This is a genomic window from Paenibacillus allorhizosphaerae (assembly GCF_042659105.1).
GTDB classification, from domain to species: domain Bacteria; phylum Bacillota; class Bacilli; order Paenibacillales; family NBRC-103111; genus Paenibacillus_G; species Paenibacillus_G allorhizosphaerae.
The window spans coordinates 136,870-154,875 of sequence record NZ_JBHSRV010000011.1 but is presented as its reverse complement, the minus strand read 5'-3'; the positions used below and the strand labels follow the sequence as shown (position 1 = coordinate 154,875).

The 18,006-nt window shown below is 52.6% G+C and carries 16 protein-coding genes and 1 tRNA gene; 15 read left to right on the top strand and 2 right to left on the bottom strand.

Translation table 11 applies throughout. The annotated features are described in order from the left end of the window. Positions 1-60: 60 nt before the first annotated feature. From hisF to ACFQI7_RS29010, 12 genes are all read left to right on the top strand, one after another. Positions 61-819 carry an imidazole glycerol phosphate synthase subunit HisF gene (gene hisF, locus ACFQI7_RS29065; protein ID WP_218100970.1) on the top strand — a complete coding sequence of 253 codons (759 nt, stop codon included), beginning with the start codon at positions 61-63 and terminating at the stop codon, positions 817-819. Further along, positions 816-1,505 carry a bifunctional phosphoribosyl-AMP cyclohydrolase/phosphoribosyl-ATP diphosphatase HisIE gene (gene hisIE / locus ACFQI7_RS29060; protein WP_230415289.1) on the top strand — a complete coding sequence of 230 codons (690 nt, stop codon included), beginning with the start codon at positions 816-818 and terminating at the stop codon, positions 1,503-1,505. Before hisF ends, hisIE begins: the two co-directional genes overlap by 4 nt. 86 nt (positions 1,506-1,591) lie before the next feature. Continuing rightward, positions 1,592-2,404: a histidinol-phosphatase HisJ gene (gene hisJ, locus ACFQI7_RS29055; protein ID WP_218100969.1), complete on the top strand. Its 813-nt coding sequence runs from the start codon at positions 1,592-1,594 to the stop codon at positions 2,402-2,404. 90 nt (positions 2,405-2,494) lie between these two features. Beyond that, positions 2,495-3,445: a ribose-phosphate diphosphokinase gene (locus ACFQI7_RS29050; protein ID WP_218100968.1), complete on the top strand. Its 951-nt coding sequence runs from the start codon at positions 2,495-2,497 to the stop codon at positions 3,443-3,445. A gap of 216 nt (positions 3,446-3,661) precedes the next feature. Continuing rightward, the gene (locus ACFQI7_RS29045) at positions 3,662-5,413 is read left to right on the top strand and encodes a tetratricopeptide repeat protein (RefSeq protein WP_218100967.1); all 1,752 of its coding nucleotides are present in this window, start codon (positions 3,662-3,664) and stop codon (positions 5,411-5,413) included. A gap of 96 nt (positions 5,414-5,509) precedes the next feature. Further along, on the top strand, positions 5,510-6,457 hold the full coding sequence (gene trxB / locus ACFQI7_RS29040) for a thioredoxin-disulfide reductase (RefSeq protein ID WP_218100966.1): 948 nt from the start codon (positions 5,510-5,512) through the stop codon (positions 6,455-6,457). A gap of 484 nt (positions 6,458-6,941) precedes the next feature. Next, entirely contained in the window at positions 6,942-7,901 is a 960-nt protein-coding gene (locus ACFQI7_RS29035; RefSeq protein ID WP_218100965.1) for an ROK family glucokinase, read from the top strand. 50 nt (positions 7,902-7,951) lie between these two features. Then, on the top strand, positions 7,952-8,851 hold the full coding sequence (gene rapZ / locus ACFQI7_RS29030) for an RNase adapter RapZ (RefSeq protein WP_218100964.1): 900 nt from the start codon (positions 7,952-7,954) through the stop codon (positions 8,849-8,851). Beyond that, positions 8,848-9,831 carry a gluconeogenesis factor YvcK family protein gene (locus ACFQI7_RS29025; protein WP_218100963.1) on the top strand — a complete coding sequence of 328 codons (984 nt, stop codon included), beginning with the start codon at positions 8,848-8,850 and terminating at the stop codon, positions 9,829-9,831. Before rapZ ends, ACFQI7_RS29025 begins: the two co-directional genes overlap by 4 nt. A 6-nt stretch (positions 9,832-9,837) precedes the next feature. Further along, the gene (gene whiA, locus ACFQI7_RS29020) at positions 9,838-10,767 is read left to right on the top strand and encodes a DNA-binding protein WhiA (RefSeq protein ID WP_218100962.1); all 930 of its coding nucleotides are present in this window, start codon (positions 9,838-9,840) and stop codon (positions 10,765-10,767) included. Positions 10,768-10,975: 208 nt separating this feature from the next. Then, entirely contained in the window at positions 10,976-11,245 is a 270-nt protein-coding gene (locus ACFQI7_RS29015) for an HPr family phosphocarrier protein (protein WP_054819201.1), read from the top strand. A gap of 183 nt (positions 11,246-11,428) precedes the next feature. After that, on the top strand, positions 11,429-13,204 hold the full coding sequence (locus ACFQI7_RS29010) for a copper amine oxidase N-terminal domain-containing protein (RefSeq protein WP_218100961.1): 1,776 nt from the start codon (positions 11,429-11,431) through the stop codon (positions 13,202-13,204). A gap of 140 nt (positions 13,205-13,344) precedes the next feature. On the opposite strand, the gene clpP is transcribed toward ACFQI7_RS29010, so the two are convergent. Together clpP and ACFQI7_RS29000 are read right to left on the bottom strand one after the other, a co-directional pair. Then, entirely contained in the window at positions 13,345-13,926 is a 582-nt protein-coding gene (clpP, locus tag ACFQI7_RS29005) for an ATP-dependent Clp endopeptidase proteolytic subunit ClpP (RefSeq protein ID WP_218095385.1), read from the bottom strand. A 122-nt stretch (positions 13,927-14,048) separates the two neighbouring features. Continuing rightward, a tRNA-Arg gene (locus ACFQI7_RS29000) sits at positions 14,049-14,123 on the bottom strand. A gap of 288 nt (positions 14,124-14,411) precedes the next feature. On the opposite strand from ACFQI7_RS29000, the gene ACFQI7_RS28995 reads away from it, so the two are divergent. From ACFQI7_RS28995 to ACFQI7_RS28985, 3 genes are all read left to right on the top strand, one after another. Continuing rightward, a complete protein-coding gene (locus ACFQI7_RS28995) occupies positions 14,412-15,440 on the top strand; it encodes a sugar-binding transcriptional regulator (protein ID WP_218100960.1) in 1,029 nt (342 codons plus the stop codon). A gap of 145 nt (positions 15,441-15,585) precedes the next feature. Then, positions 15,586-16,593 (top strand): type I glyceraldehyde-3-phosphate dehydrogenase, encoded by a 1,008-nt coding sequence (gap, locus tag ACFQI7_RS28990; RefSeq protein ID WP_218100959.1) that lies wholly within the window; start codon positions 15,586-15,588, stop codon positions 16,591-16,593. Positions 16,594-16,824: 231 nt separating this feature from the next. Continuing rightward, positions 16,825-18,006, top strand: coding sequence for a phosphoglycerate kinase (locus tag ACFQI7_RS28985; RefSeq protein ID WP_218100958.1), 1,182 nt, complete (start codon positions 16,825-16,827; stop codon positions 18,004-18,006).

Here is an 18,006-nt window from a genome sequence, read left to right as displayed (position 1 = left end):
AGCCGGGGATGTCGCTTTTTCGCCTGTAGGAAGGCGTATGGGAAAGGGGAGCAACAGAAGATGCTGGCCAAACGAATCATACCTTGTCTCGATGTAAAAGACGGACGGGTGGTCAAAGGAGTCAACTTCGTCAATTTGCGGGACGCCGGCGATCCGGTGGAACTCGCTTCGATCTATGACCGCGAAGGTGCCGACGAGCTCGTGTTTTTGGATATATCCGCTTCGCATGAAGGGCGGGCTACCATGGTCGAGGTCGTCCAAAAGACGGCGGGCGAAATCACGATTCCGTTCACCGTTGGCGGCGGCATCGCGAGCGTGGACGACATGAAGCGGCTGCTGCGCGCAGGCGCGGATAAGATCGGGATCAATACGGCCGCGGTCAAAAACCCGCAGCTTGTCTCCGACGGGGCGCGCAAGTTCGGCTCTCAGTGCATCGTAGTCGCCGTGGACGCCAGGTATAACGCCGAGTGGGGCGAATGGGAAGTGTTCACGCACGGCGGCCGCAACGGAACCGGGATCAAGGCGCTCGAATGGGTGAAACGGATCGAGGCGCTTGGCGCGGGCGAAATATTGCTGACCAGCATGGATGCGGACGGAACGAAGGATGGCTTCGATCTTCCGCTCACCAAAGCGGTGTCGGAACTCGTAACGATCCCGGTGATCGCATCGGGCGGCGCGGGGAAGAAGGAGCATTTCTACGACGTGTTTGCGCAGGCGAAAGCGGACGCGGGGCTGGCCGCGACGATTTTTCACTATAAAGAAATATCGATTGAGGAAGTTAAAGAAGACCTTCGGCAAAAAGGAGTGGAAGTACGGTGAGCGAACAACAAGCGGTAGTGGAAAGTGTGGATGCGCTGCTGGCGGCGCTGCGTTTTGACGCGCAAGGCTTGGTGCCGACGGTCGTGCAGGATGCGGCGAGCAAAGAAGTTTTGATGCTGGCGTACATGAACGAGGAGTCGCTGAAGCGGACGGTGGAGTCGGGTGAAACATGGTTCTGGAGCCGTTCCCGCGGGGAGCTATGGCATAAAGGCGCAACCTCCGGACACATTCAAAAGGTGAAGGCGCTGCGGTATGATTGCGACGGCGATACGCTGCTTGTATCGGTCGACCAAACCGGACCGGCCTGTCATACCGGCAGCTATAGCTGCTTCACGAACGATGTGCGAGCAGGCTTTTTAGCGGAAACCTCCTCCGAAGCTGCCGTTTCGGCAGACCGTTTTGCGATGCTCGGGAAACTGGAATCGGTGATCGCCCAGCGTGACGCGGAGCGGCCGGAAGGCGCTTATACGACGTACCTGTTTGAAAAAGGCGTCGATAAAATTTTGAAAAAAGTCGGCGAAGAAACGGCCGAAGTGATCATCGCCGCCAAAAATCGCGACAATGACGAGCTTCGCTGCGAAACGAGCGATCTGATCTTCCATCTGATGGTGCTGCTGCGCGAGAGAAAGCTTCCGCTTGACGACGTATTAGCCGAGCTCGATCAGCGTCATAACAAGAAAAAATAATACCGGTACGGTGCGGGATGGCCCGGGCTGTCCATACGGAACAACCCGGGCGATGCCGCCGCAAACCGCGAAGGAGAAAACGCTCTATGCGCATCGATTATCACACGCATCATGTACGGTGCGGACATGCGTCGGGAGAGCTGGAGGAATATGTGCAGAAGGGCATCGAGATCGGTCTGACCCAGTTGGGGCTGTCCGATCACATGCCCTTGCTGCATGTAGACCCGGCGACTTATTTGCCGGGCATGGCTATGCCGATGGAAGAATTGCCGCGCTATGTCGAAGAAGCGTTCCGGCTTCAAGAAAAGTACAAGGAGCACATCGACATTCGCGTCGGGCTGGAAGGCGATTATATCGAAGGCTATGAATCCGAAATCAAGCGCATCATAGATGCATACCCTTGGGATTACGTTATCGGGTCCGTTCATTTTCTCGGGGAATGGGATATTACCGATTACCGGCAAACGGACGGCTGGAAAGAACGCGACGCCTATGAAGTGTACCGGCAATATTATGATGCGGTGATCAAGGCGGCGCAAACCGGGTTTTACGATTACATCGGCCATATTGATGTGATTAAGCGTTTCGGCTTTAAACCGGACCGCAGCGTGGAGCATCTGGAGCGCCAAGCTTTGGAAGCCGTCAAGGCGGCGGGAATCGCCATTGAACTCAACGCATCCGGGCTTCGTATGCCGGTGAACGAAATGTTCCCGAGCCGGCGGGTGCTTGAGTATGCGCATGAACTGAATATTCCCGTTACGGTCGGATCGGACGCCCATCAGCCGGAACGCCTTGCGCAATACCTTGATTTGGCAGCTGAGGAGCTGAAAGCGGTCGGTTTTAACGAATTAGCCACATTTAAGCAGCGGAAACGGCTTATGGTGCCTATTGGTTTGTAACGTTTTTGTGTATAATGGGAGAGTAGCGGCTTTTCTTTTAATTTTATGTAAACATTAAATGAGGAACATATGCATAAAGCGGAGGTAACCATGTACAGCGACAAATTGAAAATATTTTCGGGATCGTCCAATCCGAAGCTTGCGGAACGGATTTGCAAGGAGCTAGATGTTCCGATGGGCAAAATTAAGCTTTCCCGTTTCAAGAGCGGGGAAATTTATTGCCTCTACGAGGAAAGTATTCGAAACTGTGATGTTTTTTTGGTGCAGACGTTTTCTCACCCGATCAACGAGCATTTCATGGAGCTTCTCGTCATGATGGATGCGGCCAAGCGTGCTTCGGCCCGGACAATCAATCTTGTCGTACCGTACTATGGTTATTCCCGCCAAGAACGGAAAGCGGCGCCGCGCGAGCCGATTTCGGCAAAGCTGGTCGCCGATCTGCTGGACTCCGCCGGAGCGGACCGCGTCATTACGATCGACCTGCACGCGCCGGCGATCCAAGGTTTCTTCAACATCCCTGTCGACCATTTGACCGCGCTTGACCTGCTCAGCAATCATATCAAGCAGCTGAAAATCGACGATCTCATCGTCGTTTCGCCGGATGCGGGCGGCGTAACCCGTGCAGAAAACTTGGCCAACGTCCTGGAAGCGCCGATCGCGATGATGTTCAAGAAGCGTTATGCGCATAACGAAGCGGTCGTGACGCACGTCATCGGCGAAGTTGAGGGCAAAACGCCGGTCATCATCGAAGATTTGATCGATACGGGAACCACGATCGTGAACGTGGTGGAAGGACTCAAGGAAAGAGGCGCGAACGACGCCTATATTTTGGCCACACATCCCGTATTCTCCGGTCCTGCACTGCAGCGCCTGGATCATCCGAACATTAAGGAAGTCGTCATTACCGATTCTATCGCCATTCCGGAAGAGCATTCCTCCCGGTTCAACGTGCTGTCGATTGCCGGGCTGCTTTCCGACGCCATCCGCATCATTAAGAGCGGCGGTTCGATCAGTTCATTGTTCAAATACGGCGGCGTATAAGTTTACCAGACAACTCCGGCATCGAAACCTTATGGTTTTGGGCCGGAGTATGTTAATATAGAAGCAAGACTTTTTGTATGATGAAATGAAACAGGATCATCCGGTACAGTAAAGAAGCAGTGTTCCAAGAAAAGCTTCGAACGTATCTTCAATGAGGATGCTTCGATCGGAAGCTTTTCTTATCATGTCCGGACGGATTACGGAGGTGCCTTACTCATGGAGAAGAAAAAACGTATGTCGCCGGGGCCAAGCACCAAAGTCGTACCGATGAAGATGGATGCCACATTCTTTTTCGAAAAAGCCGTTCAGTCCCTGGACCGATATCATTATGATAAGGCACTTAAATATTTTCGTCGCGCTGCGGAGTTCGAACCGGAAAATCCGGTGAACCATTGCAATTTGGCCGGTCTTTTATCCGAAATGGGTAACTATGAAGAATCCAACCGCATTTTGCAGCATGTGCTCGATCAGATCGACCCTGCCATGACCGAATGTTATTTCTATATGGCGAACAATTTCGCCAACATGGAAAATTACGAGTCGGCGGAACATGCGATCATCCATTACTTGGAGAACGATCCGACGGGACAGTTTCTGGAGGAGTCCGAGGAAATGATGGAGCTGCTTAGCTTCGAACTCGACCGTCCGACGAAACTGACGACGATCAAGAGCCGCGAAGGTTTATTCGAACATGACAAAGCCCGCTCGATGCTCGAGGAAGGGCGGTTTTCCGAGGCGGTTCGACTGCTCGAGAAAATGATTAAGAAGCATCCGGATTTCATGGCCGCGCGCAACAATTTGGCGCTGGCGTACTACTATATGGGGCATTTCGACAAGTCGGTGCAAATGATCCGGCAAGTGCTCGAGATGGAGCCCGGCAATTTGCATGCCTTGTGCAACCTGGCAATATTTTACCAGCATTTCGGCGACCGGGAAAGTTTATCAGGTCTGCTTGAGGTGCTTCGCAAGACTTATCCGTTCCATCAGGATCATGTGTTCAAGCTGGCGACGACGATGGGGATTTTGGGTGAACACGACAAAGCGTATCGTCTGTTCAAACGATTGCTCAAGACGGGCGAAGCGGGTCTCGACCCGTGTCTGTTTCATTATACCGCCGTTGCGGCTTACAATACGGATCGCTTTGAAGAAGCGGAACGGCAGTGGAAGCAAGCGGAGAAGTTCGATCCCGGCTCGGAAATTCCGAAGTTTTATTTGACCTTGCTGAAAAAGAGCCGTTCGGAAACGACGAAGCCGTCTGTGAATTACCATTATCACCTGCCTTTCGAAGAACAATTCCGCGGACTTGAACGCGGCGCCGACGGTCTCCCTGATCATCTGAAACGGGATCCGCTCGTGCGTTCGTCGTTTTTCTGGGCTTTGCGGCATGGCGATACTGACACGAAGCTGCAAGTCATTCAGGCGTTCGGTTTGATCGCCGACGATGAAGTCAAAGACGCGCTGTTGGAGTTTATCGGGCAGGCCGAAGAAGACGATTACTTGAAGAAGATCGCGATCTTCGTACTGCGCAGTATCGGAGTGAAAGAGCCGCTAAACGCCGTACTGGAAGGCCGCAAGACGACGGTCGCGCCGGGTCCGTTCTCTTCGAGCTTGCCGCTCTGGGATCGGAAATGGCAGACCGTCATGGAAACGGCCTTGAAACAGATGGCACGTAGGTACGACATGGTGCAGCAATACGATTTGCAGACGCTTTGGGTAGAATATTTAACGAGGGTTTTCCCAAATGTGCCGAAAATCACAAAGCCGGAGGCTTGGGCCGCCGCGCTCGAATATTTGACCGCCAAAATGCACCGTCGTCCGATTACTTATCAGGACGCTGCGGACCGGTATGGCGTATCGGTGGCGACTGTGAGCAAGAATGCCAAGCAGATCGACATCGTTTGCGGAATCAAAGAAAAGATGGATGCGATCTTTCACAAATTTACGGGCATGGAACCTCACAATCCCTAATTTCGTAAAAACTTCAGAAAACGCTAGGCCGGGTGGCCCGGATGCAACGACTTTTTTCTGAATGTTGATAGAATCCGCCAAGGAGGAAGCTTCTATATGTACAAAACAATCGTTATCGGAACCGGCCCTGCCGGACTGACTGCAGCCATTTACTTGGCCCGCGCCAATTTGAATCCACTCGTGATCGAAGGACCGGAGCCTGGCGGCCAATTGACTACAACGACGGAAGTGGAAAACTTCCCTGGCTTTCCCGAAGGGATCATGGGACCTGAGCTGATGGCGAATATGCGGAAACAAGCGGAGCGCTTCGGCGCCGAGTTCAAAACCGGATGGGTAAACCAGGTAGATATGTCGAAGCGTCCTTTCAAGCTGAATGTGGAAGGAATCGGCGATATCGAAGCGGAGTCGCTTATTATTTCGACCGGCGCATCGGCTAAGCTGCTCGGCATTACGAACGAGAAGGAATCGATCGGACGCGGGGTAAGCACCTGTGCGACTTGCGACGGATTTTTCTTCCGCGGCAAGAAGATTATCGTTGTAGGCGGCGGAGATTCCGCGATGGAAGAAGCGAATTTCTTGACCCGGTTTGCTTCCGAAGTGCGTCTCGTGCATCGCCGCAAAGAGCTGCGCGCCTCGAAAATCATGCAGGATCGCGCGCGTCAGAATGAAAAAATCGTATGGAGTCTCGATCGTGCACCGCTTGAGGTCCTTTCCGGCGACAAAGGCGTGACGGGGCTGAAAGTGAAAAACAACGAGACCGGCGAAGATGAAATTTTGGAAACCGACGGCATTTTCGTTGCGATCGGACACCAACCGAACACCGGATTCCTTGCCGGGCAAATTAAAACGGATGAACTCGGTTATATTCTGGTGAAGCCGGGAACTTCCATGACGAATGTCGAAGGCGTATTCGCCTGCGGCGACGTGCAGGACAGCAAATACCGTCAAGCGATTACGGCCGCCGGCAGCGGCTGCATGGCGGCGCTTGATTGCGAGAAGTTTCTGGAAGGCCATATGGTCCATGACTGGAGCGTATCGGTCTAAGGCAAGGCAACTTACCTGGGGGCGTGGGACAGATCATGTTCCACGTTTTTCATTTGGTCATAGAGACAGTATATCGCTAGTCGACAACTGTCAGCGGCAAACCTCGCTGTACCAGTTGCGACATGGCTCTATACGCTTCGCATGACCTACGTTGCAACTGTTACTCCTAGCGGAGCAAGGAGTCAGTTGTCAACTACGTTGCAACTGTTACTCCTAGCGGAGCAAGGAGTCAGTTGTCAACTACGTTGCAACTGTTACTCCTGAGTGAAGCAAGGAGTCAGTTGTCAACTGCGTTGCAACGGATTACATCATTTTATTGATGTCGGTTGTCAACTGACAAACGGATGCCGTCATAAAGACGGCAAAGCCGTTTATCCTCGCGTCATCTTGACGGCCCCATGGGGTTGGCTTATAGTTGGAACAGGAGTGTAACAAACCCGCACGGGTTATGTTTTCGGATATCATTTATGAGGTGATCAGCAGTATGGGAGAACAAGTTTATGTAGGAGTCGATTTGGGAGGAACCGCCATCAAGGTCGGATTATGCGATGCGCAGGGGAAGCTGCTGCAAACTTATGAAGGCCCGACGGGAACCGAACACGGCGCCGATGTGGTCCTGGAAAACATTGCGCAATACGTACGCAAACTCGTATCGGAATCTCCGTACACATGGGATCAGGTAGCCGGAATCGGAGCGGGAATCGCCGGTTTCATGAACATTCCGGAAGGCTTCATTAAGCTGTCTCCTAATTTGGGCTGGCGCAATGTACCCGTCAAGAAAATTTTGGAAGAAAAGCTCGGGAAGAATGTAAAAATAGATAATGACGCCAACGTCGCCGCCTTGGGGGAAGCGTGGAGCGGGGCAGGCGCGGGCATCCCGAACGTCGTTTGTTATACGCTGGGAACGGGCGTCGGCGGCGGGATCATCGTTCACAGCAGCATATACCAAGGCTTTAACGGCATGGCCGGCGAACTGGGACATATGACCGTCGTGCCGGATTTGGAAGCGATCGAATGCGGCTGCGGCAAAAAAGGCTGTCTGGAGACGGTTTCTTCGGCGACGGGCATTATTCGCATGGCGAAAGAAGCGACGGAACGCGGGGAGCATACATCGCTTGCGCTCGTCCAAAACATTACGGCCAAGGACGTATTCGATGCGGCCAAGACCGGCGATGAAGTCGCCCTCCGGATTATTAACCGGGCGGCCCTCTATTTGGGCAAATCGATGGCGACGATTTCCGTCGTCCTCAATCCGCAGCGATTCATCATAGGCGGCGGCGTTTCCAAAGCCGGCGAAATTTTGTTTGACGCGATCCGCAAGTATTACCGCGAGTTCGCACAAGAAACGGCGCAGGAAGGCGTAGATATCGTACCGGCCGTACTCGGCAACGATGCGGGCGTCGTCGGCGCAGCGGGCTTGAACTTATTTTCGCAAAACGCTTAAACCTGCGTGTGTCCGAGTGGGAGGGATAGCGCAGCTGGGGAGGAGAAACCATGGAAGAGATGCAAACGCTCGGGAAGCTGGTTATCATTACCGGCATGTCCGGAGCCGGCAAAACGATTGCCGTGCAAAGTTTGGAGGACTTGGGGTATTTTTGCGTAGACAACTTGCCCCCCGTCCTGATCCCGAAATTTGCCGAGCTGATTGAGCAGTCCAAAGGCCGGATCGCCAAAGTTGCACTCGTCATTGACTTGCGCGGCCGCGAGTTTTTCACTTCGCTAACCGAATCGCTGCGTTTCCTGAAGGAAAATCATACGCTGACCTACGAAATTTTATTTCTCGATGCGACCGATTCGGTGCTGGTGCAACGCTATAAGGAAAGCAGACGGAAACATCCGCTTGCGCCGGAAGGCGTGCCGCTCGAAGGGATACAGCAAGAGCGTAAGCTGCTGGAAGAGTTAAAAGGTTTGGCCACGCAAGTGATCGATACGAGCAGCATCAAGCCGAATGCGCTGAAGGAAAGAATCGTCTCGCGCTTTACGGATTTGGAGAGCGGCAGCATCTCGATTAATGTCATCTCGTTTGGATTCAAATACGGCATTCCAATCGATGCGGATCTCATTTTTGACGTCCGGTTTTTGCCGAATCCTCACTATGTGGAGCATCTTCGTCCGAATACCGGCCAGGACCCGGAAGTGTATGAGTATGTCATGAAATGGACCGAGACGCAGGAGTTTCTGTCGAAGCTGCTAGACATGCTTCATTTCCTGGTTCCCCAGTACAAGAAGGAAGGCAAGAGCCAGGTCGTGGTGGGGATCGGCTGCACCGGGGGCAAACATCGTTCGGTTGCGATCGCAGAATATTTGGGTAAAATGCTGCACAACAGCGAGACGGTTTTCGCACGGGTCAGTCATCGTGACTCGGAGCGCGACCGCGTCGAGGTGAAGAAATGACCCCTCGCGGCGGGGAGAAGAAACGCCCGCAAATCGTCGTCATCGGCGGTGGCACCGGCTTGTCGGTCATGCTCCGAGGTCTGAAGCGGAAGCCGATGGACATTACGGCTATCGTCACCGTAGCGGATGACGGAGGCAGCTCCGGCATCCTGCGTTCCGAGCTGGAGATGGTGCCTCCCGGCGATATCCGCAACGTGCTCGCCGCCCTTGCCGACGTAGAGCCGCTGCTCGGCAAAATGCTGGAATACCGCTTCGAAAAAGGCAATGGATTGGCAGGACACAGTTTGGGTAACCTAATGTTGGCAGCGATGCGGGATATTACCGGTGATTTTGTAACCGGCGTGCGCGAGCTGAGCCGCGTGCTGGCTGTCCGCGGACGGGTGCTTCCGGCGTCGGATCACGCGATTGTGCTGAAGGCCGAAATGGCGGACGGCACTATCGTTGTGGGCGAATCCAAAATCCCTGAAGCGGGTGGCGTGATTCGCCGCGTTTCCATCGAACCGGCCGCGGTACATGCGCTGCCGGAGGCGTTGGATGCGATACGGGAGGCGGATGCGATTCTTGTAGGCCCGGGCAGCTTGTATACGAGCATTATGCCGAATCTGCTCGTACCCGAAATCGCGCAGGCGATCCGCGAATCGGACGCGCTCAAGATGTTTGTCTGCAACGTCATGACGCAGCCCGGCGAAACGGACGATTACAAGGTCAGCGACCACTTAAAAGCGGTTCGAGACCATATCGGCGAACATTTATTCGACTACGTCATTGTCAATAACGGCGACATACCGGAGCCGGTACAGCACAAATACGCCGAGAAAGGCGCCGAGGTCGTGCAGCTGGATCTGGATGAAGTGACGAAGTTCGGGTGCCAGGTCATCGCCGACCAATTGATTTTGTTCCGCACGTACCTTCGTCATGATGCGGAGAAGTTAAGTCAGCACATTTACAAGCTGGTGGAGAGTTGGATGAAGAAGAGGTGATTGCCGATGTCCTTCGCCGCCCAGACGAAAAAGGAACTTACGATGGTCGATACGGACAGCTGCTGCGAAAAGGCGGAGCTATCTTCGCTCATTCGCATGAATGGCGCCGTGCAGCTGAGCAGTCAAAAAATTGTGCTCGATATATCGACCGAGAATGCGGCCATTGCCAGACGCATTTATTCGCTTTTGAAAAAGACGTTTCAAGTGCATACCGAGCTGCTTGTCCGAAAAAAAATGCGGCTGAAAAAAAACAACGTCTATATTGTTCGCGTACCGAATCAAGTGCAGCCGATTTTATCGGAGCTCCACATTGTTTCGGAAGGCTTTTTGTTTACCCCGGGAATCGATCCGGCCATCATCGGCAAAAGCTGTTGCAAACGCGCCTATTTGAGGGGCGCTTTTCTGGCCGGGGGTTCCGTCAACAACCCGGAAGGGTCCTCGTATCATCTGGAAATTTACTCGATGTACGAGGAGCATTGCCAGTCGCTTTGCCGGCTGGCCAACGAGTTTGATTTGAATGCACGCTGCATCGAGCGGAAGAAGGGCTTCGTGCTGTATATCAAAGAAGGCGAGAAAATCATCGAGTTTCTCAACTTGATCGGCGCGCATCAGGCACTGCTTCGATTCGAGGACGTCCGGATCATGAAAGATATGCGCAATTCCGTCAACCGGCTCGTCAATTGCGAAACGGCCAACCTGAACAAGACGATCGGGGCGGCGGTACGCCAAATCGATAATATTCGGCTTTTGCAAAAAGAGATCGGATTGGATAATTTGCCCGACAAACTGCGGGAGGTCGCGGAAATCCGTCTCCAGCATCCGGATATGAATTTGAGCGAGGTCGGCGAAATGCTGAAAGGAAGCGTCAGCAAATCCGGCGTCAATCATCGGCTTCGTAAAATCGATGAAATGGCGGAGAAGATCCGGAAATCCTAGGCTTCGCAGCGAATATATAGATTTTTTGTGTAAATTCTCAATAATTCTAGTGGAATGCGCCGAAAAATGATATAATGGATGATAAATCGCTTTTATATTTGTTGTGCAAGTCCAAGTAAGTCTATCCGCGGTGGTTCATTTACAATTGGGCGCATAAGCCTGTCACTATGATTGGATCAATTCAAAGATTTTAGGGGGTATTGGTTGCATGTCGAGACGCCCAGTAGTCGTCAAGTTGAAAACAGGCCTTCATGCCAGACCGGCTGCACTTTTCGTACAAGAAGCGAACAAGTTTTCTTCCGAAATTTTCGTGGAGAAAGACGAGAAGAAAGTGAACGCCAAAAGCATCATGGGGATCATGAGCCTTGCGATCAGCACAGGCACGGAAGTACACATTAGTGCGGAAGGATCGGATGCCGAGCAGGCTGTAAACGCTTTAGTCGCACTGGTCAGCAAAGAGGAATTGGAGAATCAATAATCACTTCGGACGGCTTCCGCAAGGAAGCTTTTTCCTTTGCTCTGGAACGATTTGCTTAGACAGGAAATGCGCAACCTTTTATCGTGCGGCGCGTCTATTATGACGTATGCGTTAAGCGGATAAAAGGTTTTTTCTGTTAGCGGGTACACCTAGAGAGCCGCAGAATGGAAGAGGAGCAGTGAGATGAAATCGATGAAGAAAGAACTGGCGTTGTTAGTGGTCTTGAGTTTGCTGCTAACGTTCGGTACGACCCCGATCGTTACGGCGGCCAAACAGGAAGCGCCAATGTCCTCCGGGACAACCTATGTGCTGTTGTATATCGATAAGCCCGATGCTTTCTTAAACGGCCAGCAGGTGACATTGGACGCACCGGCGACGATCCTGAAAGATAAGACATTCGTGCCGGCGAAGTTTTTGGGCGACGCTTTCGGAATGAAAGTGGAATGGAACGAAAAGACGCGGATGATCGAGATGGTGACGCCGACGAACAACATATTGCTCGACAGCGACAACAAATCCGTATGGATCAACGGCTACTGGCAAAAATTTGACGATGTCGCCGCAATCGTAAACGGCCGTTTGATGATCAAACTGACATGGCTCGCGGACTATATGGGGGCGAAATACACATACAATAACGAGTTGCGGCGCGTGGATGTCCTTTATACGAAGACGCCTTCTGGCATTTACAACCCGAAGAGCGGCAACTCGAAGCCGGTAGCGAAGTTCACCTTCGCCAAGTCGACCTACAAAACCGGCGAACCCATCAAATATGTGGACCTCAGCTACGATCCGGATGCGGAGGGTACGATCAAGTATGAGTGGACAGGCAGGCAGGAAGCGTACTTTGTGCCGGGGACGTACCCGATCACATTGACCGTCCAAGATATTCACGGTAATAAGAGCGAGTCTTACACGCGCAATCTCGTGATCGTCGACGAGCCTTACTTGAGCGCCGTTGAATACCCGATCTTTATGAAGCCGGTCGGATCGTTCATTACAACCGATTGGAGCACGCTCTGGGGCAATTTCTGGGAGCTTCCGCAGCTTCCTAAGACAGCGACGGAAGATCGCTCTCGCAAGCTTCTCGTAAGCGACAGCCCGGAGGAGTTTACGGAGAAAGGGATTTTGTATCAGGACGACGTGGAAGGTAAGGGACGGCTGTACGCCGACCATATTAACGGAACGAAAGAAAAAGTGACGCTGGCGATCTTGGCGAAAAATACGACGAACCAGCCGATCACGATCAAGACGACGAACAAAGGCGAAGTATGGCCGTCGGTGTATGCGAATTTGATCGGCAGCGAAGCGACCGTCGATTTTCTGCTCGGCGATCCGCTGAACGAGACGCTGACGGTTCCGCCGAACCAGACGTTTATTTATAAGCAGTTTCCGGACTTTTACCCTGGACAGGGCGTCAATTTATTCTATGACGTTGAGACGAGCGGGAAAGTACAGTTCTCGTTTGTTGCTACGAACGAAGTGAGCCAAAGCTCCTTGTCGCTGCCGCTGCTGCCGTTCACCGGGCATGTGCGCGGATCGTTCCCGGTATCGCAGGTCAATTGGCAGATCGACGCCAGCTCGTTCACGACGCCGAGCCGCCTGATTATCGGTGACGGCAAAACCGATCCGTTCCAGCCGGGGTATGACCCGCTGCGCAAGATGGAAGTGAAAAATGACGGCAATTATGGCGTAATTTATAAAATACATGCCGACAAACCGCGGAAGATGGCGGTGATGATTTTGGCGAAGGGCGGCGTCTTCAAAGGTCCGTTCAAAATCAACGGAGACATCCGGCTGGTTCCGGAATCCGGCGTTATTACGGCGTTTGACGGGATGCAAATTCTCGCGAAAACGACGGGCAAGGAAGAATCGCTCGACATCGAGTTCAGCCCTCCGGCCGGCTCGGCATTCCCGATCGAATTGATCTTTTATCCGCTGGATGACCGGGCGGAGTAAAACATAAGCACAACAAACACTCTTCTTCGGAACGGCCCGGCACGGGCTGCTGAAGAGGAGTGTTTTGATGTAAAAAGTACGCAAAAAAGCTCTGCATCGGCTTGTAGATACCGCTGCAGGGCTTTGCGCTGCTTATTCTGTTAAATACGCTCGATTACATTATCGATCAAGCCGTATTGACGCGCTTCTTCGGCGGTCATGAAGTTGTCGCGGTCCGTATCCTTCTCGATACGCTCGAACGATTGTCCGGTGCGCTCGGCAAGAATCGTGTTCAGCTTGTCGCGCAACTTCAAAATCCGTTTGGCGCGAATTTCAATGTCGCTTGCCTGTCCTTCCGCGCCGCCAAGCGGCTGATGAATCATGACTTCACTGTTCGGAAGCGCGAAACGTTTGCCTTTGGCGCCCGCAGCGAGCAGGAAAGCACCCATGGAAGCGGCCATCCCTACGCAGATCGTCGACACGTCCGGTTTAATGAACTGCATCGTGTCGTAGATCGCCATGCCCGAAGTAATGGAGCCCCCGGGACTGTTGATATACAAGCTAATGTCCTTGTCCGGGTCCTGTGCGGCCAGGAACAACAGTTGCGCGATGATCGTATTGGCTACAACATCGTTGATTGGACTTCCCAGAAAAATAATGCGGTCCTTAAGCAGACGCGAGTAAATATCGTAGGCGCGTTCCCCTCTTGCGTCCGGTTCGACTACCATTGGAATAAAACTCATTGCTGCAGCCTCCTTTATTTTAAACTATAACCATCATATCGGAAAAACAAACAAAGGTCAAGAAAGGTCAAACGGAAACGTAAAAAAAATCAGTGCATTCACTGATTCGGTTCGTTTATAAATGGCGCGCCCGTAAGGAATCGAACCTTAATCTCAGGCTCCGGAGGCCTACGTCATATCCATTGGACCACGGGCGCATATTATTGTTTACGTCATCGTACAGCATAATTCACTTAACGGTGACAGCAAAAATTATTATAATCGAATTACCGGCGGATTGCAACAGCTTGGCATCATTTTTTTCAAGCAAACATTTCCATACCGAAAATATAACAATTTGGATGTCGAATACTTGAAGCATGGCGAAAATTGGTTTATAATAAGTGACAGCTAAGTGAACAGCTTAGCGCTTTTTTTGGAGTTTGTGGGACTTAAAATGTTATACCGGGACAAAAAACGTCCATGATTCAGGGAGGAGTGAGCTCATGAGAGAAATTCTCGATATTCAAAAACAGCTTCTTCCGGATTTGATGGACACGATGAAGAAACGTTATACGATCCTGCACTATATTTTCGTGTCCGGATCGGTAGGAAGGCGGACGCTAGCTGTTTCGCTGAACACGACGGAACGCATTCTTCGCGCGGAAGTGGATTTTTTGAAAGAGCAGGGCCTTGTCGAAGTTGAGGCATCCGGCATGCGGATCAGTCCGGCCGGTCGGCAGCTGCTGGAATCCATCGAACCGCTGGTGAAAGATTTGTTCGGTCTTACCGAGCTGGAAGAGCGGATCCGATCGCATTATGGGCTGAAGCAGGTCGTTATCGTACCCGGAGATTCGGACGTCTCTCCCCATACGAAGAAAGAGCTTGGCCGGGCCGGCGCCGCCGTGCTGCGCAAGCTCGTTACAGAGGATGAAGTCATCGCTGTAACCGGGGGATCGACGCTGGCCGAAGTCGCATACCATCTGACCGCAACCACGCCGCTCAAAGGCTGCTGGTTCGTGCCTGCGCGAGGCGGGCTCGGAGAAAGCGTGGAGCTGGAGGCGAACACCATCGCATCTACGATGGCCAAAAAAACCGGTGCGAGTTATCGGCTGCTGCACGTCCCGTATTATCTTGGCGAAGAAGCATACCAGTCGCTGATGCAGGATCAAAGCATTGCCGAGATTATCCAGTTTATCCGTAAGGCTCGGATGGTCGTTCACGGGATCGGAGAAGCTATGGTGATGGCCAGACGGCGCAAGGTGGACCCGGAGACGACGGAAAGCTTGCGGCGCGACGGAGCGCTCGCGGAAGCGTTCGGGTATTATTTTGACCGGCAAGGAAACATTCTGCAGAAAATGCCGACCGTAGGTCTTCGCATCGAAGACATTCACGAAATGGACATGGTCATCGGCATTGCCGGCGGCAAGAGCAAGGGCGAGGCTATCACTTCGGTGCTGCGTCACGGTCACGAGAACGTGCTCGTTACGGACGAAGCGGCTGCGCAAGAGATTGTTCAAAGATTGTCATCATGACGGGCCATTTGCCTGTCTTGACATAAGTTGGTGCCCTTTGGCGCTGGCATATGCCAGCGCACGAACCTAGCCAACAAGCTGCAGCAGACGGTGAACCCTCATCGGACCTAGCAGACAAAATTATATTTTTGGGAGGAAATCAATCATGGCAACGAAAATTGGTATTAACGGTTTTGGACGTATCGGTCGTAACGTATTCCGGGCAGCGCTGAATAACTCGGAAGTAGAAGTAGTAGCGATCAATGACCTGACGGATGTAAGCACACTTGCTCATTTGCTCAAATATGACACGACGCATGGCAAGCTTGACGCAACGGTAGAGTATACCGAAGGCGCGCTGATCGTTAACGGCAAAACGGTAAAAGTATTTGCTGAGCGCAACCCGGAAAACTTGCCTTGGGGCGCAAACGGCGTTGAAATCGTCGTAGAATCCACAGGGATCTTCACGGCGAAAGAAAAAGCCGAGCTTCACCTGAAAGGCGGCGCGAAGAAAGTAATCATCTCCGCTCCGGCTACGAACGAAGACATCACGATCGTTATGGGCGTAAACGAAGACAAATACGATCCTGCTGCTCATACTATTATTTCGAACGCTTCTTGCACAACGAACTGTTTGGCTCCTTTCGCTAAAGTGCTCAACGACAAGTTCGGTATCGTTAAAGGGATGATGACGACCGTTCACTCCTACACGAACGACCAATCCGTTCTCGACTTGCCGCATAAAGACTTGCGTCGTGCCCGTGCCGCTGCAGAAAACATCATTCCGTCCACGACGGGTGCCGCTAAAGCCGTTTCCCTCGTTTTGCCTGAACTGAAGGGCAAACTGAACGGTATGTCTTTCCGCGTGCCTACGCCGAACGTTTCCGTAACGGACCTCGTGGCTGAGTTGAAAGTGAACGTAACCGTTGACGAAATTAACGCTGCGCTGAGAGAAGCGGCGAACGGCCCGCTGAAAGGCATCCTGAACTACACCGAAGAGCCGCTCGTATCCAGCGACTTCAACGGCGATCCGGCTTCTTCCACAATCGATGCACTGTCCACGATGGTGGTCGGCGATAACATGGTGAAAGTCGTTTCCTGGTACGACAACGAGTGGGGCTATTCCAACCGTGTTGTAAACCTCGCCGCTTTCATCGCTAAAAAAGGTCTGTAATTGAAATTGTGGAAATGAGCTTGTAATTGTTGAAACGCACCTCGCGACACTTCGCTATGCGTTTACTCAAGTAGTCGACAATGGGCATCGGTAGTAAACCGATCGCATGGAGGCCGGGTAAGCGCAAGCGGCATGCGAGGTGCATTTCAGCATCAAACATGCTTGTGCCCACAATTTTTGTTGTGTTCGGATAGAAACAAGGAGAGAGAACCATTCAGGAGGCGACGATCGATGAACAAAAAAAGCGTTCGTGACGTAGAAGTAAGCGGCAAAAGAGTGTTTGTCCGCGTGGATTTCAATGTACCGCTCGAGAATGGCGCAATTACCGACGATACGCGGATTCGCGAGACGGTTCCGACGATCAAGTATTTGACGGAGCGCGGCGCGAAAGTCATCTTGGCCAGCCACTTGGGACGTCCGAAAGGGCAAGTGGTCGAAGAGCTGCGCCTGACGCCAGCGGCTGCGCGGTTGTCCGAGCTGCTCGGCAAACCGGTAGCCAAAGCGGACGAAGCGATCGGCGATACCGCAAAAGCGAAAGTGGCGGAGCTGAAAGACGGCGATGTGCTGCTTCTTGAGAATGTCCGTTTTTACGAGGGTGAAGAGAAGAACGATCCGGCGCTGGCAAAAGCTTTTGCCGAGCTCGCTGACCTGTACGTGAACGATGCGTTCGGCGCGGCTCACCGTGCGCATGCTTCGACGGAAGGGATCGCACACCACCTGCCGGCAGTATCCGGTCTGCTGATGGAGAAAGAACTGGAAGTACTCGGCAAAGCCTTGAACAACCCGGACCGTCCATTTACGGCGATTGTCGGCGGCGCGAAAGTAAAAGACAAAATCGCGGTGATCGAGAAGCTGATCGAAATCGCGGATAACATTATTATCGGCGGCGGCTTGTCGTACACATTCTTTAAGTCCAGAGGACTGGAAATCGGCAAATCGCTTGTGGATAATGATCGTCTGGAGCTTGTACAGCAGTTCGAGCGTCAGGCGCAGGAAAAAGGAGTCAACTTCCTTTTGCCGGTTGACGTCGTTGTCGGCGATGCGTTTAGCGCAACAGCCAATACGAAAATTGTGCCGATCGATGCCATTCCAGCGGATTGGGAAGCGTTCGACATTGGGCCGAAGACGCGCGAGATGTATGCGGAAACGATCCGAAACTCCAAGTTGATCGTATGGAACGGACCGATGGGCGTATTCGAACTCGAGCCGTATTCGAACGGGACGAAAGCGGTAGCGGAAGCATGCGCGGCAACGTCGGGCTACACTGTCATCGGCGGCGGGGATTCGGCGGCAGCAGTTGAGAAGTTCCATCTGGCCGACAAAATGGACCACATTTCCACGGGCGGCGGAGCATCTCTTGAGTTTATGGAAGGCAAGGCGCTTCCGGGCGTCGTTGCACTGAACGATAAATAA

Excerpts from the sequence above, each read along its gene's own strand:
- hisF (WP_218100970.1), top strand. The coding sequence starts at position 61 with ATGCTGGCCAAACGAATCATACCTTGTCTCGATGTAAAAGACGGACGG.
- hisJ (WP_218100969.1), top strand. The coding sequence starts at position 1,592 with ATGCGCATCGATTATCACACGCATCATGTACGGTGCGGACATGCGTCG.
- ACFQI7_RS29050 (WP_218100968.1), top strand. The coding sequence starts at position 2,495 with ATGTACAGCGACAAATTGAAAATATTTTCGGGATCGTCCAATCCGAAG.
- ACFQI7_RS29045 (WP_218100967.1), top strand. The coding sequence starts at position 3,662 with ATGGAGAAGAAAAAACGTATGTCGCCGGGGCCAAGCACCAAAGTCGTA.
- trxB (WP_218100966.1), top strand. The coding sequence starts at position 5,510 with ATGTACAAAACAATCGTTATCGGAACCGGCCCTGCCGGACTGACTGCA.
- ACFQI7_RS29035 (WP_218100965.1), top strand. The coding sequence starts at position 6,942 with ATGGGAGAACAAGTTTATGTAGGAGTCGATTTGGGAGGAACCGCCATC.
- rapZ (WP_218100964.1), top strand. The coding sequence starts at position 7,952 with ATGGAAGAGATGCAAACGCTCGGGAAGCTGGTTATCATTACCGGCATG.
- ACFQI7_RS29025 (WP_218100963.1), top strand. The coding sequence starts at position 8,848 with ATGACCCCTCGCGGCGGGGAGAAGAAACGCCCGCAAATCGTCGTCATC.
- whiA (WP_218100962.1), top strand. The coding sequence starts at position 9,838 with ATGTCCTTCGCCGCCCAGACGAAAAAGGAACTTACGATGGTCGATACG.
- ACFQI7_RS29015 (WP_054819201.1), top strand. The coding sequence starts at position 10,976 with ATGTCGAGACGCCCAGTAGTCGTCAAGTTGAAAACAGGCCTTCATGCC.
- ACFQI7_RS29010 (WP_218100961.1), top strand. The coding sequence starts at position 11,429 with ATGAAATCGATGAAGAAAGAACTGGCGTTGTTAGTGGTCTTGAGTTTG.
- clpP (WP_218095385.1), bottom strand. The coding sequence starts at position 13,926 with ATGAGTTTTATTCCAATGGTAGTCGAACCGGACGCAAGAGGGGAACGC.
- ACFQI7_RS28995 (WP_218100960.1), top strand. The coding sequence starts at position 14,412 with ATGAGAGAAATTCTCGATATTCAAAAACAGCTTCTTCCGGATTTGATG.
- gap (WP_218100959.1), top strand. The coding sequence starts at position 15,586 with ATGGCAACGAAAATTGGTATTAACGGTTTTGGACGTATCGGTCGTAAC.
- ACFQI7_RS28985 (WP_218100958.1), top strand. The coding sequence starts at position 16,825 with ATGAACAAAAAAAGCGTTCGTGACGTAGAAGTAAGCGGCAAAAGAGTG.